General features: G+C 65.7%; 12 protein-coding genes. 7 read left to right on the forward strand and 5 right to left on the reverse strand.

What is annotated here, in order from left to right:
- Positions 1-13: 13 nt before the first annotated feature.
- From CAL22_RS05300 to CAL22_RS05320, 5 genes are all read left to right on the forward strand, one after another.
- The gene (locus CAL22_RS05300; protein WP_432264288.1) at positions 14-457 is read left to right on the forward strand and encodes a DUF3613 domain-containing protein; all 444 of its coding nucleotides are present in this window, start codon (positions 14-16) and stop codon (positions 455-457) included.
- A 7-nt stretch (positions 458-464) separates the two neighbouring features.
- The gene (locus CAL22_RS05305) at positions 465-2,639 is read left to right on the forward strand and encodes a TadG family pilus assembly protein (protein ID WP_094810958.1); all 2,175 of its coding nucleotides are present in this window, start codon (positions 465-467) and stop codon (positions 2,637-2,639) included.
- Between the two features lie 9 nt (positions 2,640-2,648).
- A complete protein-coding gene (locus tag CAL22_RS05310) occupies positions 2,649-4,031 on the forward strand; it encodes a sigma 54-interacting transcriptional regulator (protein ID WP_094810960.1) in 1,383 nt (460 codons plus the stop codon).
- 100 nt (positions 4,032-4,131) lie between these two features.
- A complete protein-coding gene (locus tag CAL22_RS05315; RefSeq protein ID WP_094810962.1) occupies positions 4,132-4,827 on the forward strand; it encodes a DUF2968 domain-containing protein in 696 nt (231 codons plus the stop codon).
- A gap of 75 nt (positions 4,828-4,902) precedes the next feature.
- Positions 4,903-5,337, forward strand: a complete 435-nt coding sequence (locus CAL22_RS05320) for a DUF1178 family protein (RefSeq protein WP_094810964.1) — start codon at positions 4,903-4,905, stop codon at positions 5,335-5,337.
- An 86-nt stretch (positions 5,338-5,423) separates the two neighbouring features.
- On the opposite strand, the gene efp is transcribed toward CAL22_RS05320, so the two are convergent.
- From efp to CAL22_RS05335, 3 genes are all read right to left on the reverse strand, one after another.
- The gene (gene efp, locus CAL22_RS05325) at positions 5,424-5,981 is read right to left on the reverse strand and encodes an elongation factor P (protein ID WP_094810965.1); all 558 of its coding nucleotides are present in this window, start codon (positions 5,979-5,981) and stop codon (positions 5,424-5,426) included.
- 156 nt (positions 5,982-6,137) lie between these two features.
- Entirely contained in the window at positions 6,138-7,226 is a 1,089-nt protein-coding gene (gene earP, locus CAL22_RS05330) for an elongation factor P maturation arginine rhamnosyltransferase EarP (RefSeq protein ID WP_094810967.1), read from the reverse strand.
- Positions 7,227-7,232: 6 nt separating this feature from the next.
- Positions 7,233-8,438 (reverse strand): DUF2863 family protein, encoded by a 1,206-nt coding sequence (locus CAL22_RS05335; protein ID WP_094810969.1) that lies wholly within the window; start codon positions 8,436-8,438, stop codon positions 7,233-7,235.
- A gap of 162 nt (positions 8,439-8,600) precedes the next feature.
- Between CAL22_RS05335 and CAL22_RS05340 the strand changes: the two genes are divergently transcribed.
- The gene (locus CAL22_RS05340) at positions 8,601-9,383 is read left to right on the forward strand and encodes a DODA-type extradiol aromatic ring-opening family dioxygenase (protein WP_167383551.1); all 783 of its coding nucleotides are present in this window, start codon (positions 8,601-8,603) and stop codon (positions 9,381-9,383) included.
- A 70-nt stretch (positions 9,384-9,453) separates the two neighbouring features.
- Here CAL22_RS05340 and acnA read toward each other — a convergent pair whose 3' ends face one another.
- Positions 9,454-12,159: an aconitate hydratase AcnA gene (acnA, locus tag CAL22_RS05345; RefSeq protein WP_094810973.1), complete on the reverse strand. Its 2,706-nt coding sequence runs from the start codon at positions 12,157-12,159 to the stop codon at positions 9,454-9,456.
- Between the two features lie 246 nt (positions 12,160-12,405).
- The gene (locus tag CAL22_RS05350) at positions 12,406-13,008 is read right to left on the reverse strand and encodes a hypothetical protein (RefSeq protein ID WP_094810975.1); all 603 of its coding nucleotides are present in this window, start codon (positions 13,006-13,008) and stop codon (positions 12,406-12,408) included.
- 278 nt (positions 13,009-13,286) lie between these two features.
- Between CAL22_RS05350 and CAL22_RS05355 the strand changes: the two genes are divergently transcribed.
- Positions 13,287-15,488, forward strand: a complete 2,202-nt coding sequence (locus CAL22_RS05355; RefSeq protein WP_094810977.1) for a TonB-dependent receptor — start codon at positions 13,287-13,289, stop codon at positions 15,486-15,488.
- Positions 15,489-15,545 lie beyond the last annotated feature (57 nt).

Consider the following 15,545-nt stretch of genomic DNA (forward strand, 5'->3'; position numbering starts at 1 on the left):
CGGAGACTCTGACGTGATCCGCTCCCTGAAGTACTGCTTGCTGCCCGCGCTGCTCATCGGCGCAGTCGCCCAGGCGCAAACGCAAAACCGGTTGACCGGGCCGGCGCCCGTCAGCGCGCCCGCCGCGGCCCCCGTCAGCGCACCCGCCCCTGCGCCGGCGACCGCGGCGCCCGTGGTGCGCCAGGTGGACGTGACGCCCGCCGCCGCCCCGCCGCCCGCCGCGCCCGCGCAAACCGCGTTCGTGGAGGAAAATCCGGGCGACGTCACGCGCGCCCTGATGGAGGCGCAGGCCGACGGCCGCCGCGCCGGCCCGGGCCTGCGGCTGCAGGGGCCGGTGGCCACGGCCGCGTGGCGCCGCTACCTCAACAGTTTCGATCAGCCGCTGCCGCAGTGGTTCGACGCCAACGCGACCAACGGCAAGGGCGGCTCGGGCGGCGGCTCGGGCGCGGGCCGGTAGGCCGGTGATGGACGGGCGCAACCGGTCCCGGGATCAGCGTGGCTCCATTCTGGTGTCGGCCGCGCTCATCATCCTGGTCGGCATCCTCCTTCTGGGGGGCGCGCAGCTCGGCTATTTCTATTACGTCAAACGCGAGCTGCAGAAAGCCGCCGACCTGGGCGCGTTGACGGCCGCGCAGATGCTCGATGGCACCACCTGCACCTGGGCCGCCGCGGCGGCCAGGGCCAATGTGCGCGAAAACCTGAGCGGCTACGCCGACGCGCTGCTGGCCACCGAGGTGAGCTGCTATCGCTGGGACCCGGACAACGCCGCGCTGGCGCCGCGTTTCGTGCGCGCGCCCGCGGCCAACGAGCGCTTGAATGCCGTGCGGGTGCAAGTGACCCTGCCGGTCTCGGCGCTCTTTCCCTATGTCAGCGCCCGCACCCTGCAAGCCGAAGCGGTGGCGGCCCGGCCAGCGGAACCGGTGGCCGCTTTCTGGGTCGGCACGACCCTGGCCCGGACCACGGGCGGGGTCTTGACGGACCTGCTCAAGCAGGTCGGTCTGGACCTGGGCGGAACCTCGCTGGCCGGCTATGACGCCGGGCTGGCCAACGTCAAGATCACGCCGGCCGGGCTGCTCAAGCAATTGGGCATTCCGGTGCCGGCCAATATTTCGCTGGGCGACTTCAATCAACTGCTGGCCGCCAATACCCGCCTGCTGGGCGATGTGCTCGATGCCGTGGTGACGGTGGCCGGCCAGCAGCAATTGCTCGCGGCCAATGTCGGCCTGCTCAATGCCATCCGGACCAAGGTCGGCGCCTCCGACCTGGCCCTGGCGCTGGGGTCGGCCGGCAATGTGGCGGGCCTGTTCGCCAACATCACCGGCCCGGATGTCAGTTCGGCCTTGAACGTGGAGCTGGGGGCGCTGGACCTCCTCGCGGCGGCCATAGGCGTGGGAACGGGTGATCATGCGGTCGTGACCGACCTGTCGCTGCCCATTCTGGATCTGTTGACGATCAGCGCCAAGGCCTGGGTCATCGAGCCGCCGTCGATCGGTATTGGGGGCGTCGGCACGCAAGCCTACACCGCCCAGGTGCGGACGTTTCTCCGCATCAGCACGCCCAACCAGCAGCCCGTCTCCCTGCTCGGCAATCTGCTGAGTTTCTCGCTCAATATTCCCCTGACGGTGGACGTGGTCTCGGGCAAAGGCACGATCACCAGCCTTTGCACCGCCAAGGATGCGCAGAACCGCGATCTGGCGACAGTGCGGGCGGACTCATCGCTCATGCGCATGTGCATCGGCGGGCCGCCCGCAGGCGCCGATGCCAACTGGCCTTTTTCCACGAAATACAGTTGCGACGACGGTTATGCCAGCCAGCAGTTGCTCAAGCTGTCCCTGCTGGGGGTGAATCTGGCCAGCCTCAGTACCAGCAAAGTCAGCGTCCCGGCGCTGGCGGCCACGGGGCAGGCGGATTTCCATGCGGGCCAGACGCTGACGCTGCCGCCGGGAGGCAATCCGCTGGCGATCGGCACGACGGCCAAGCATCTGACCGATGCGCTGCTGGCGCTGATCGTGGGCAACAGCCTGAACAATGGCAACGCCGCCTTTACCTCCACCAGCGCGCAAACGCAGTTGGTCCAGCAGCTTTGGAACGGCACGGCCAGCACGGTCTGCTCGGCCAACAATGCGTCCTGCCGGGGCAAGCGCCTGACCGCCGCGCTGAACCAGATCGAGGAGGCCTCGTCCGGCCTGGGCGGCTTTGTGGGCGGACTGACGGGTTCCACGCTGGACATCCTGGGCAGCCTGCTAACGCTCAATATCCCCAGCCTGCTGCAAGGAGTGGGCAGTGTGGTCAGCGGGGTGCTGGGGCTGGTGGGCGGCTTGCTCAATGGCCTGCTGGACGTGCTGGGCCTGAATACCTGCAGCGGCTATCTCGCGGGCAGCGAAACGGGCTGCCTCAATCAGCTCAAAAGCGCGCTGAGCACCACGCCCAACAACGCACCCGGAGCAGGCAATGCGTCCAACGCCGTCACGGCGCTGGTGGGGCTGGTGCTCAAGGTGCTGCAGCCGGCGCTCGACGCCGTCGGCGCCTCCGTGCTGCAGCCGCTGATCAACGACACCCTCGGGCTCAAGGTCGGCCTGACCGATGTTCACATGCTGTCCGTGGACTGCGATGGCAAAGGAGTGCAGCTTGTTTACTGAGAGGCGAGCATGAGCGAAGTCCCGCTCAACGATGGCCTGGACGTGTATGTGTGGGAGGGCAGCTCCGATATCGCCCTGCGCACCGAACGTGCCCTGGCGGGCTATGACGCCACGGTGATACATGCCGATGCGTCGGCGACCTCCTTGCCGCACGACCGCGACGCGGCGCGGCTGGCCGTGGCCGTCGTGTCGGTGACCATCATGGGCGATGGCCGTTTCTCCAGTGATTGGCTGGCCACGCAGGGCATCCCCGTGGTCTGGGTCGCGGGCGAGGAGCGCAGCCATGACCGCCGCTTCTATCCGCCGGAGTACTCCTATACCTTGCCGCTGGCCTTCAGCGGCGCCGAATTGCGCCGTCTGCTGTTCCGGGTGGCCGGGATCGCGCAGCGCGCGGCCGCCCCCGACGGCCCCCGGCCGCCGCCGCCGCTGGTGGCCGAATCCGCCGCGATGCAGAACCTGCTGGCCGAAGCCACGATGTTCGCCGACTGCCGCTCCAATGCGCTCATCCATGGAGAAACCGGTGTGGGCAAGGAGCGCGTGGCGCGCTTGCTGCACGACGCGGCCGCCTGGGCTGCCGGGCCGTTTGTCGCCGTCAATTGCGGCGCGATTCCGGAAGGGCTGTTCGAGGCGCATTTCTTCGGCCATGCCAAAGGCGCCTTCACCGGCGCGGTCGGTGCGCACAAGGGCTATTTCGAGCAAGCGCACGGCGGCACGCTGTTTCTCGATGAAATCGGCGACCTGCCTCTGTATCAGCAGGTCAAGCTGCTGCGCGTGCTGGAGCAAAGCACCGTGACGCGTCTGGGCTCGACGACCGAAGTGCCGGTGGCCTTCCGGCTGGTGGCCGCCACCAACAAGGACTTGCGGAGTCTGGTGGCGCAGGGCGAGTTCCGTCCCGATCTGTATTACCGCCTCGCGGTCATCGAACTGCACATTCCCAACCTGGAGGCGCGCGGCCCGGCCGAAAAGCGGGCGCTCCTGCAGGCCATGCTGCGGCAGCAGGGCATCCATGAGGACGTGCCGCAGTGGGTGCTGCAACGCGTGGAAAGCCTGCAGTTTCCCGGTAACGTGCGCGAACTGTCCAATCTGGCCGAGCGCGTGGCCATCGTCAGGCGCCAGTTACAGGACTGGGATGCCGGGCGGTTGACGCGCATTTTCGACGGCTATGGCGGCGGCGTGAAAGCGCCGCCGGCGGTGGTGCCGGCCGCCGCCCTGTCCGGCGCCGAGCGTGCCGAGCGCGAACGCATCCTGGCCGCGCTGGACAGCAACGGCTGGCGCCGCCAGGATACCGCCCACCATCTGGGCATCAGCCGCAAAGTCTTGTGGGAAAAAATGCGCAAATTGCGCCTGGGCGAGCCGCAGGGCGAGACCATCGACGGGCTGGGTGAGGCTTAGCCGCGCCAAACCGCGTTCTGCCCCGATTTTCCGGGTGGACGCGGATACGAATATTCGCGATTAGTTGCTATAGTGCGGTACTTACCGCATAGGGGAAGGAATGAAGATCGATATCCTGGGGAAAGGCACGCGCCTGGCCATGGCCGGCACGATCCTGTCCGCGCTGGCGGCCTGCGCCACGACCCAGCCGCAAGCCGAGCGCCCGGTGGTGCAACAGGTCGAAGACAAAGACGCCGCGACCACGGCCGTGACGCCGCCGCCGCCCGCTGCGCCCGCCGCGCCGCGCGTCAGCTCCACCGCCACCGAGTTGCAGGGGTTGATCCAGTCGCGCCAGGTATCCGAATTGCGCACGGCGTATAACGGCAGCTACGGCGCCAGCCTGCTGTTCAAGCCCGACGACCAGACGTATTTCGTCGTGCTGTTCCAGCACAAGGATTTCTGGCGCGTCATCAAAACCCGCAACGCCGCCCAGGCCGAGTCCACCTATCGCGCTTTCGTCGCTCGCTCCTCGGAGCTGGCCGGCATAGAGATCAAACGCATCCTCCTGCAGGCCGAGTACACCCAGGCCGAGCAGCAACTGGCCGCGCGCAACGCTGAGCTGGCCTCCTTGCAGGCCGATCAGGCCCTGCGCCAGGAGCAGGAGCAGCAGGTGGCGGCGCGCCAGGAACAGTCGCTCCAGGAAACCCAGGCGCTCACCGATCAGAACAAGGACGTGCATCAGCAATTGCGTGCGTTGCAACGCCAGATCGACACGCTGCAAGCTGAGCAAATGCGCATCAACAACCGGCGCAAATAAAGAGATGCTCCCGGGGGCGTGCTCCCGGACTTTGTCATCCCTTGTTTTTCCGGCTGGATTCTCCATCTATCCGCCATGGCATTGAAAGTTTTCGATCTCGAGTGCGAGCACGGACACGTCTTCGAGGGCTGGTTCTCCTCCCATGACGACTACGACGCTCAGCAGGCGCGCGGCTTGCTGAGCTGTCCGGTCTGCGCCTCGGGCAGCATCACCAAGCGCCTGTCGGCGCCGCATCTCAATGTGGCGCACCTGCATCAATCCGCGCCTGCCCCCACCGCCGCGCCTGCCGCCATGCAGGCCGAAGTCATGCGTAAAGTGCGCGAGCTATTGCGCCAGACCGAAAACGTCGGCGCCGGCTTTGCGACCGAAGCCCGCCGCATCCACGAAGGCGAGGCGGCGCTGCGCCCGATACGCGGCACCGCCACGGCCGACGAGCGCGCCGAACTGGCCGAAGACGGCATCGAGGTGCTGTCGGTGCCGTCCTTTCTGGACGACGATCAGCTTCAGTAAACCGGGGCCGGCCACTGCTCCTGGCCCCCAAAAGCAAACGCCCACCGGCAAAGGTGGGCGTTTGGCATACCAGGCAGCGAAGGCGCTTAGTTGACGCGGCTGCGGTATTCGTTGGTGCGCGTGTCGATCTCGATCTTGTCGCCAATGGCGCAGAAGAGCGGCACCGGCAGTTCAAAGCCGGTATTGATCTTGGCCGGCTTGAGCACCTTGCCCGAAGTGTCGCCGCGCACGGCCGGCTCGGTGTAGGTGATTTCGCGAACCAGAATCGTCGGCAGTTCGACGGAGATGGCGCGGCCATCGTAGAACACCACTTCAACCGGCATGGCTTCTTCGAGGTAGTTCAGGGCATCGCCCATGCTCTCGGCCTCGATTTCGTACTGGTTGTATTCGGTGTCCATGAAGACGTACATCGGGTCGCCGAAGTAGGAGTAGGTGCACTCCTTGCGTTCCAGCATGACGATGTCGAACTTTTCGTCGGCCTTGTAGACCGATTCGCTGGCCGAACCCGTCAGCAGGTTCTTGAACTTCAGCTTGACCACGGCGGCGTTACGGCCGGACTTGTTGTACTCGGTCTTCTGAACCACCAGCGGGTCCTTGCCAACCATCACCACGTTGCCGACTCGCAATTCCTGAGCGGTTTTCATCGATTAAAACTCCGGGGGGTAAGTGCGCGCTCACCGTGCATGCGCGTGGGCGGATAGCCATCCTGCGCGCCCCGGGAGGCTGTCAAAAAAGATCTTAGCAAGCGCCTGGGACGTATGGGCAGGCCATGGCGGCAGACGTGCAGAAAACTCTCTATTCTAGCGCGTCTTGATCAAATCCGCGCAGAAATCCGCGAGAGCGTCCCCTAAATCGGGTCGGGAGGCGAAGGCGGCGTCCCATTCCCGGGCGGCGTGCTGCCAGGCCGTCCCGTCCGGTCCGTGCAGGGCCGCATCCAGCGTGGCGGGCCAATCGGTGCCCTCTGCCGGCGCATTCCATGCTTGCATCAGCCTGTGCCCGGCCGCCGGCGCCGGGTAGCGCGCCAGCCAGGCCTGCAGTTTGTCCAGGTGGATATCGTCTTGTTGGGGATAAATCTGCCAGACCAGGGGGCGCGCGGCCCAGGCCGCACGCACGAAAGAATCCTCGCCGCGCACGAAGTTCACATCGGCGCACCAGAGGAGGCGATCGAAATCGGGTTGGCTCACAAAGGGGATGCGCGCGATCTGCAAGGCGGCGCCGGCGGCCGCCTCCAGCCCGGGCGCCACGCCCTGCGGCACGATCAGCAGGGTCGGCGCGCGGCTCAGCGCGCCGGCCAGCGCCCGATAGGGGGCGTTGGGATAGCAGAACAGGGTGAGGGTGCGGCTGTCGGGCTGCTGGCGGCGCACGCCCAGCGTCTGCAGAAAGGCGTTCTGCGCGGATCGGTCGGCCTGCAGCGCATCGCGTGCGGCGCTCAGGCCGGGTTCGCGGATCAAGCCGCCCGTGGCGGGCGTGAACCCGGGAAAGAAAAAATGCTTGATCAGCCCGTCCGGGCGTCGTGAAGGCAAGCCATGGCAGCTTTCCACCCAGTCTTCGGCGCTCAGGTACTCGAGATTGATCCAGACCGGCGGCGGCTGGCTGTGTCGCATCGCCTGCACAAAAGCCGCGGGCGGGTCGCAGGCGAAAGCTTCGATCACGACCTCGCCGGGGGGCAGCCCCGCGTGCTCGTCCCACCGGAGGATGTCGATGCCCTGGACGTGCTGGCGCGGCGCGGCTGGATCGACCTCGGGCTGCAAGCGGGAGAAGGCTCCCAGGTCGTCGACCCAGAGGCGGATCTGCCATTGGCGGCCGGTCTGCAGCCGCCGCGCCAGGCGCCAACACACGCCGATATCGCCGTAGTTATCGACGACCCGGCAGAAAATATCGGCGCGCATGGCGAATCAGTGAAACTTGGCCGGCACGGCCTCGGCGTCTTCCGGCAGCTCGGCATGCACCATCACGCCCAGCGGGTCCGGGAAGTAGGGCGCACCGCAATCATCGCAGAACTCGGTTTGCAGGCGGCCCGGGATGCGGCGGATATCGCCCACGCCATATTCCTTGAGCAGGGCAGCGATCTGTTCGACCGGGTCGGCCGCGCCTTCCTCCTCGCCGGGTTGCGCTTCCTCGCGGCCATATACCGGCCAGACGCAGCCGTAGTACACGTCGTTGCTGTTGCGCGGCGTGAACCCGATGCGGTATTCCTCGACATGCTCCTGACCGCAGCCGGCAATGACCGCGCGCAACTGGTCGGCGGCCAGATTGGTGGCGCCTTCGAGCCAGCTGACGGCGGCGCGCAGCGACAGCGGCCGCACGCGGCGGTCGGCCTCGCGGTTGCTGACGTAATAGGCGTCGGGCAGCAGGCACTCCAGGCCGCAGCCGGGCATCAGGCCGGCCAGCGTGGGCATGGCCTGCTCCGCCCAGCGCGCCAGGCAGGTGTCGCGGCTGGCCTCGTCGGCCTCGGGCTGCTCTTGCCAACGGAAGATCGGCGCGTGCTCAGGCACGGCCACGGCGGCCACCAGGTAGCGGGTGTCGGCCAGCATGTTGGCGGTCTCGACGGCATTGTCGATCATCGTGCGCGTGGGCGTGCCGCCCAACGCCTGCCCGGCCAGCCGCTGCATCCATTGCGCGGTTTCCGAAAAGGTACGCGGCATCTGGTCGATGCTGACCAGGTGCGGCAGCAGCGCCACGCGGGTGTTGCTGGCCAGCACATGGCCGTGCAACTGCGCCAGCAGCGCTTCCTGGGCGGAGGCCGGGATCGGGCCGGTCGGGATGGCGTAGCGCGTCCAGGCCACCACCGGTGCGACCAGCAACAGCACATCATGGCGCACGCCGTTTTTCTCGGCCTTCATGGACTCGGACAGCGTTTCCGCCTGTTCGATCAGCACCTCGTAGGCGCCGATATCGCTTTGCGCCAGGTGATCCAGGGCGGCTTCCAAGGGGCCGTCGCTGCCCGGGCGCAGCAGCTTGCCGATGGCGTCGGCCAGTTGCTCTTCCCAGTAGATATCCTCGATCCGGCTGCCCGAGCGATTCAGGGCCTGGGCAAGACTGGCCAGGCGGGTTGCCTCGCGGTTCAAGCGGGGGGCGGTGTTGCTGCGGGTACGGGCCATGACTTCGTCGGGTCAAAAGATGCGTAACTATCTAGTTTACCGCTCCCGGCGTCTGCGCTTCTCAATTGTTGCCAATTCCGGAATGGTCCATGAATGAATAGGGGCTTTATTGCGCGTTACCGCAAGCGCACAATGAAGCCATCATATTCAGGAAGTATTGCCATGACCTGGCCTGTTCTCTTCGTTTCCCATGGATCTCCCATGCTTGCCGTCGAACCCGGACGCACCGGGGCCGTGCTGGCGCAATGGGGGGCCGCGCAGCCGGCCAAGCCGCGCGGCATCCTGGTCGTGTCGCCCCATTGGATGGGGCAGGGCCTGGCCGTGTCCACGCGCGATCGGCAGATCGCCTGGCATGATTTCGGTGGGTTTCCGCCCGAGCTCTATCAATTGCAGTACAGCCCGGAGGGCTCGCCGCCCCTGGCCGCTCGGGTGCGGGAATTGCTCGCGGCCTCGTCCATCGAGGCCGTCGACGATATTCGCCGTCCGCTGGACCATGGCGCCTGGGTGCCGCTGCGCTACCTTTATCCGCAGGCCGATGTGCCCGTGGTGCAACTGGCGCTGGATGTCGGGCGCGACGCGCGCGGCCAGTATGCGCTGGGCCAGGCGCTGGCGCCCTTGCGCGACGAGGGCGTGCTCATCATGGGCTCGGGTTCGCTCACGCACAATCTGCGCGATGTGCGCATGCCGCAGTCGGCGCCGCCCAGCGCCTATGTGCCGGGTTTTCAGCAATGGTATGCAGACCGCCTGGCCGAAGGCGATCTGCAGGCCTTGTTCGACTGGCAGGCGCTGGCCCCCGGCGCCAGCCAGGCCCATCCGCACGACGACCATCTCATGCCGCTCTATGTGGCGCTGGGAGCAGGCGGCCTGCCGGCCCGGCGGCTCAATGACGAGGTCAATTACGCGGCGCTGGCCATGGACGCTTACCAGTTCGGTCACGACGCCTGATCGCATGGGCCGCAATGCACAACGCCCCGCAAGCGGGGCGTTGTGTTCACTGCAACAAGGCTGTGGCGGGTCAGGCGGCCAGCAACTGACGCAGCACGAAAGGCAGAATGCCGCCGTGCAGGTAGTAGTCCACCTCGATGGGCGTATCGATGCGCAGCAGCAGCGTGACGTCCTGCTTGCTGCCGTCCTTGCGGTGGATGGTCAGCGTGACATCCTGCATGGGCTTGATGCCATGCTCCAGGCCCGAGATGTCATAGGTTTCCTCGCCCGTGATACCCAGCGACTGAACGCTGTCGTCACCCTTGAACTGCAGCGGCAGCACGCCCATGCCGACCAGGTTGCTGCGGTGGATGCGCTCGAAGCTGCGCGTGATCACGGCCTTGACGCCCAGCAGCTGCGTGCCCTTGGCCGCCCAGTCGCGCGAGGAACCCGTGCCGTACTCCTCACCGCCGAACACCACCGAGGGCGTGCCCTGCGCCACGTAGTTCATGGCCGCGTCATAAATGGACATCTGCTCGCCCGAGGGTTGCAGCAGCGTCTCGCCGCCTTCGAAGCGGCTGCCGTCGGCGCGCGGCGGGATCATGAGGTTCTTGATGCGCACATTGGCGAAAGTGCCGCGCATCATGATCTCGTGGTTGCCACGGCGTGACCCGTAGCTATTGAAATCCGCCTTGAGCACGCCGTGGTCCTTGAGCCACTTGCCCGCCGGCGAGGTTTCCTTGATCGAGCCGGCCGGCGAGATATGGTCGGTGGTGACCGAGTCGCCGAACACGCCCAGCGCGCGCGCGCCCTTGATCACCGGGATGCTGCCCGGCGTCATGCTGAAATCCTGGAAGAAAGGCGGCTCGGCGATATACGTCGACTCGGGCCAGTTATAGGAGTCGCCCGCCACGCCCTTGATTTTCTCCCACAGCTTGCCCGGGTTGCTCTTGACCTGGCTGTAATTGGCCTTGAAGGCGTCCGGGTTCATCGCGAACTTCAGCAGCGAGTCGATTTCTTCGGTCGAGGGCCAGATATCGCCCAGCCACACATCGCCATGCTTGCCGCGGCCCACCGGCTCGGTCATGAGATCGCGCGTCATGGTGCCGGCCAGCGCATAGGCCACCACCAGCGGCGGCGAAGCGAGGAAGTTGGCCTTGATGTTGGGATGGATGCGCGCTTCGAAGTTGCGGTTGCCCGACAGCACGGCCGCGCAGATCAAATCATTGCTGATGATGGCTTCGTTGAGGTCCGGCGCCAGATCGCCCGCATTGCCGATGCAGGTCGTGCAGCCGTAGGCCGCAATGTCAAAGCCCAGCTTCTCCAGATAGGGCAGCAGGCCGGTCTTGGTCAGATACTCGGTCACCACGCGCGATCCGGGCGCCAGCGAGGTCTTGATGTGCTTGGGCACTTTCAGGCCGGCCTCGACCGCCTTCTTGGCCACCAGGCCGGCGGCCAGCAGCACGCTGGGGTTGGACGTGTTGGTGCAGGAGGTGATGGCGGCGATCAGGATGTCGCCGTTTTTCAGCTTGGTGCCGGCGCTGGTCGTGAAGACCTCGCCCAGCTTTTGCGCGGGCTGGTTGAAACCGTTGTCGGCGATGGGCTTGGAGAACAGGTCAATGAAGGTGTTCTTCACATTGCCGATCTCGATGCGGTCCTGCGGGCGCTTGGGGCCCGCCAGCGAGGGGGCGACCGTCGACAGATCCAGCGTCAGCAGCTTGCTGAAACTGATGTCGCTGGCCCTGGGCACGCCGTACATCTTCTGGGCCTTGAAGTAGGCCTCGAACGCGGCGATCTCGGCTTCGGTGCGGCCCGTGCCCTTGAAGTAATCGATGGTGCGGTCGTCGACCGGGAAAAAGCCCATGGTCGCGCCGTACTCGGGCGCCATGTTGCCGATGGTGGCGCGATCGGTCACCGACAGGCTGGCCGTACCCTCGCCACAGAACTCGACGAACTTGCCCACCACTTTTTCGCGGCGCAGCATCTCGGTGATGGTCAGCACCAGGTCGGTGGCGGTGACGCCGCCGCGCAACTGGCCCTTCAGTTCGACGCCCACCACATCCGGCGTCAGGAAATACACCGGCTGGCCCAGCATGCCGGCCTCGGCCTCGATGCCGCCCACGCCCCAGCCGACCACGCCGATGCCATTGATCATGGTGGTGTGGCTGTCGGTGCCCACCAGCGAGTCCGGGTAATAGACCTCGGTCTTCTTGTCACGGTGCACGCCGCGCGCCAGGTACTCCAGGTTGACCTGGTGAACGATGCCGAAGCCCGGAGGCACGACGCCGAACGTGTCGAAGGCTTGCATGCCCCACTTCATGAACTGATAGCGCTCGCGGTTGCGCTGGAATTCCAGCTTCATGTTCAGATCGAGGGCATTCTTGGTGCCGAAATAATCGATCATCACCGAGTGGTCGACCACCAGGTCCACCGGCACGAGCGGCTCGATGCTCTTGGGCGACTTGCCCATCTTGTCGGCGACCGAACGCATGGCCGCGATGTCGGCCAGCAGCGGCACACCGGTAAAGTCCTGCAGCACCACCCGCGCCACCACGAAGGGGATTTCATCTTCGCGTTTGGCATTGGGCTGCCAGTTGGCCAGCTGGCGGATGTGCTCTTCGGTCACCTTCTGGCCATCACAGTTGCGCAACACCGATTCGAGCACGATGCGGATGGACACCGGCAGGCGCGACACATCGACGCCCAGCGACTTGCCCAAGGCGGGCAAGGAATAGTACTGACAGGTCTTCTTCCCGATCTTGAATGTCTTCAGGGTGTCGAGCGTGTTGTGCGGCATGATGGACTCCGGTTGTGTGACCGCGTAAAGCCGCCCGTTTCTGGCGGTTGCGCGCATTTACCATGATACGGCGGGCGGCGTGGCCCGCGTCGTGCTGTGTCTTTTATCTTATATAAGACCCCCGGCGGAGGTCAAAGTTCAAGCCTGGTGCCGGACACGGCCAGGGCGGCCGGGCCCGGCGGGCTCATGCCCTTTATTATCGCCAACTTCCATGACGCGTGCCTTGCTGGTGCGCAAGACGCGAGGCTAAAACAGCCAGCCGCCCCGGCTCAGTTCGCGCTCGCACTGTTTATATTGGGCGCTGAACCGTTCGGCGCGGGCCTGCACCTGGCTGGCCACCCGCTGCAGCCACGCCTTGCGCTCGTAGCTGCGATTGCGATAGCCCGTCCATCCCTCGTGGTAATTGAGGTATTGCCCATAGGCATCCCACTTCGAGATGTTGTTGATGCGCTGGGTTTTGCTCATGTACCAGCCCATGAAGTCCAGCGAATCGGCGAAATCGTCCCGGCTGGCGAACCAGCCGCCGGCTTCGCGTTTGTAATCGCCCCAGGTCTCGTCCTTGGCCTGCGCATAGCCATAGGCCGAACTGACGCGGCCCCAGGGGATGAAGCCCAGCAAGTAGTCGCGCGGCGGCAGGGCGTCGTGCTTGAAGCTCGACTCCTGGTACATCATTGCGATCGGCACCTGAACCGGCGCGCCCCACTTCTGCTGCACCTTCAACGCCGCGTCGTGCCATTCGGGCTTCTCGCGGAAGATGGCGCAGATGTTCTCCGGCTCGGCGGGCGGACGCGTGCTGGCGCAGCCCGTCAGGGCCAGCAGGGCGAGCAGAAGGGCCAGGCGTTGGGGCATCGGCGGCGGGGGCGGAGGATGTCGCGCTCATTCTAAGGGTGAACGGCAGGGGGCGGCGGCCGCGCCGCGCGGCGGCTTGGCTGCCCGGGGCCGCCGCAATGTTGCGGGCACGCCACGGTGCAGGCTTAAAAAAAGCTTACAAATGAGAATCATTCTCTGTTTTGGTTAATATTCAGCCCGAGCCGGCCATGCACCGGCACAGCGTGACCCACAAATATGCTCGCATATGGCGTGGTGGGTGCGTCCTCCTGAAAGACCTTACCAATCCGGACGATTCAATGAAAAAACTCCCCCGCCTCGCCTATTTGGCGGCCGTCTTGCCCTGGGGCGTCCTCCAGGCCCAATCGGCCCCGGCCGTCGGCAGCGATAACTCCGTCACCCTGGGCTCGATCAAGGTCGAAGCCAGCGCTGACGCCTCCGCCGCCGGCCTGGCTCCCGCCTTCGATGGCGGCCAGGTCGCCACCGGCAGCCGTGCCGGCATTCTGGGCACGCGTGACAACCTCGAAACCCCGTTCTCCATGACCAGCTACACCAGCGAGCTGATCAAGGATCGCCAGGCCCGCAGCGTGGCCGATGTCTTGCAGAACGACCCCGGCGTGCGCGTGGCGCGCGGCTTCGGCAATTTCCAGGAATCATATTTCGTGCGCGGCTTTCTGCTGAGCTCCGAAGATATTGCCTATAACGGTCTGTATGGCCTGATGCCCCGCCAGTACATCGCGTCGGAGTTCTTCGAGCGCGTCGAAGTGCTGCGCGGCGCCTCGAACTTCCTGACCGGCACCCCGCCGACCGGCGGCGGCGTGGGCGGCGCCATCAATCTGGTGCCCAAGCGTGCGCCCAGCGAGCCGCTGACTGAATTCACCACCGGTATTTCGTCCGGCGGCGCGGCGCAGTTCTCGGCTGACATTGCGCGCCGCTTCGGCCCCGACGACAGCACCGGCATCCGCGTCAACGTGGGTCAGCGTGGCGGCGAGAGCGAGGTTGATGGCGAATTCGGCCGCACCACCGCGGCGCTGGTCGGCCTGGATTGGCATAACGATCGCGCCCGTTTGTCGGCTGACATCGGCTATCAGTACAACCGCATCAAGCGCGGGCGTCCGAATGTCACCCTCGCAAGCAATGCGACCTCGGTGCCCGATGCGCCGCACTCGAGCACCAACTACGCTCAGGACTGGAGCTATTCCAACGAACGCGATGTGTTCGGCACCGTGCGTGGCGAGTACGACCTCACGGACAAATTGACGGCCTATGCCGCCTATGGCCACCGCGACAGCAAGGAGAAAAACTCCCTGGCCAACGTCAATAACGTTGATGCATCGGGCAATGGCGACTTCTACCGCTTCGACAACGCGCGCAAGGACAAAGTCGATACCGGTGAAATCGGCGTGCGTGCCAAGCTCGATACCGGGCCGGTCAAGCACGAGGCCGTGTTGGCGGCCTCCTACTTCGAGCTGGAGAAGAAAAACGCCTATGCCATGGATTACGCCAACAGCACGGCGACCAATATCTACAACCCGGTGCGCGTGGCCCAACCCGCCTTCAGTGCCGCCACGCTGTTTGGCAACGATCTCGGAGATCCGGCGCTCAACGGCCGCGTACGCATGACCAGCCTGGCGCTGGGCGACACGATGTCGGTGCTCGATGACAGCGTGCTGCTCACGCTGGGGCTGCGTCATCAGCGTCTTTACAGCCGCGACTTTGCCTACAACACCGGCGTAGGCTCCAAGGCTTACGACGAAAGCCGCAATTCGCCGGCCGCGGGCATCGTCTGGCGCGTCACGCCCGAGGTGTCGTTGTATGCCAACTATATCGAGGCCCTGACCGCTGGCGACACGGCACCCGCCAACGCCAACGGCTTGCCGGTCACCAACTCGGGCTCCATGCTGCGTCCTTATGTGTCCAAGCAGAAAGAAGTGGGCGTGAAGTTGCAGCGTGACGGCTTGGGGGCTGGCCTGGCCTTTTTCTCGACCGACAAACCGCGTGCTTACGTCAATGCCAATCAGGAGTTCACCGAAAGCGGCAAGGACCGCCACCAAGGTCTGGAGCTGACGTGGTATGGCCAGGCGACCTCCAGCGTGCGCGTGTTGGGCGGCCTGACCTGGCTCGACGCCAAGCAACGCTCCACGGGTTCGGCGAGCACCGACGGCAAGCGCGTGATCGGCGTGCCGCAGTACCAGGCCAACCTGGGCGTGGAGTGGGATATTCCGGGTGTGGAAGGCCTGTCGATTGACGGCCGCGTGGTTTACACCGGCTCCTCGTATGTCGATTCCACCAATACGCTCAAGGCCCCGAGCTGGACGCGCCTGGACGCCGGTGTGCGTTACGCCACCGAGATCAACGGCCACACCGTCGTTTGGCGCGCGCGCGTCGAAAACCTCGCCAACCGCGATTACTGGGCCTCGGTGGGCGGCTACCCTGGCAACGGTTATCTGGTGCAGGGCGCGCCGCGCACTTTCACCTTGACCGCCAGCATGGCCTTCTGATCCTGCCGCCGGGCAAGCGGGGGCCACCATGGCGCCCGCTCTCCACGAAACCCCAAG

This window comes from Bordetella genomosp. 12, from assembly GCF_002261355.1.
Taxonomy (GTDB): domain Bacteria; phylum Pseudomonadota; class Gammaproteobacteria; order Burkholderiales; family Burkholderiaceae_B; genus Bordetella.

Bases quoted from the DNA above. Each gene is read 5' to 3' on its own strand.
- acnA (WP_094810973.1), bottom strand. From the start codon at position 12,159: ATGCCGCACAACACGCTCGACACCCTGAAGACATTCAAGATCGGGAAG.
- CAL22_RS05310 (WP_094810960.1), top strand. From the start codon at position 2,649: ATGAGCGAAGTCCCGCTCAACGATGGCCTGGACGTGTATGTGTGGGAG.
- CAL22_RS05355 (WP_094810977.1), top strand. From the start codon at position 13,287: ATGAAAAAACTCCCCCGCCTCGCCTATTTGGCGGCCGTCTTGCCCTGG.
- earP (WP_094810967.1), bottom strand. From the start codon at position 7,226: ATGCGCGCCGATATTTTCTGCCGGGTCGTCGATAACTACGGCGATATC.
- CAL22_RS05315 (WP_094810962.1), top strand. From the start codon at position 4,132: ATGAAGATCGATATCCTGGGGAAAGGCACGCGCCTGGCCATGGCCGGC.
- efp (WP_094810965.1), bottom strand. From the start codon at position 5,981: ATGAAAACCGCTCAGGAATTGCGAGTCGGCAACGTGGTGATGGTTGGC.
- CAL22_RS05320 (WP_094810964.1), top strand. From the start codon at position 4,903: ATGGCATTGAAAGTTTTCGATCTCGAGTGCGAGCACGGACACGTCTTC.
- CAL22_RS05350 (WP_094810975.1), bottom strand. From the start codon at position 13,008: ATGCCCCAACGCCTGGCCCTTCTGCTCGCCCTGCTGGCCCTGACGGGC.
- CAL22_RS05305 (WP_094810958.1), top strand. From the start codon at position 465: ATGGACGGGCGCAACCGGTCCCGGGATCAGCGTGGCTCCATTCTGGTG.
- CAL22_RS05340 (WP_167383551.1), top strand. From the start codon at position 8,601: ATGACCTGGCCTGTTCTCTTCGTTTCCCATGGATCTCCCATGCTTGCC.
- CAL22_RS05335 (WP_094810969.1), bottom strand. From the start codon at position 8,438: ATGGCCCGTACCCGCAGCAACACCGCCCCCCGCTTGAACCGCGAGGCA.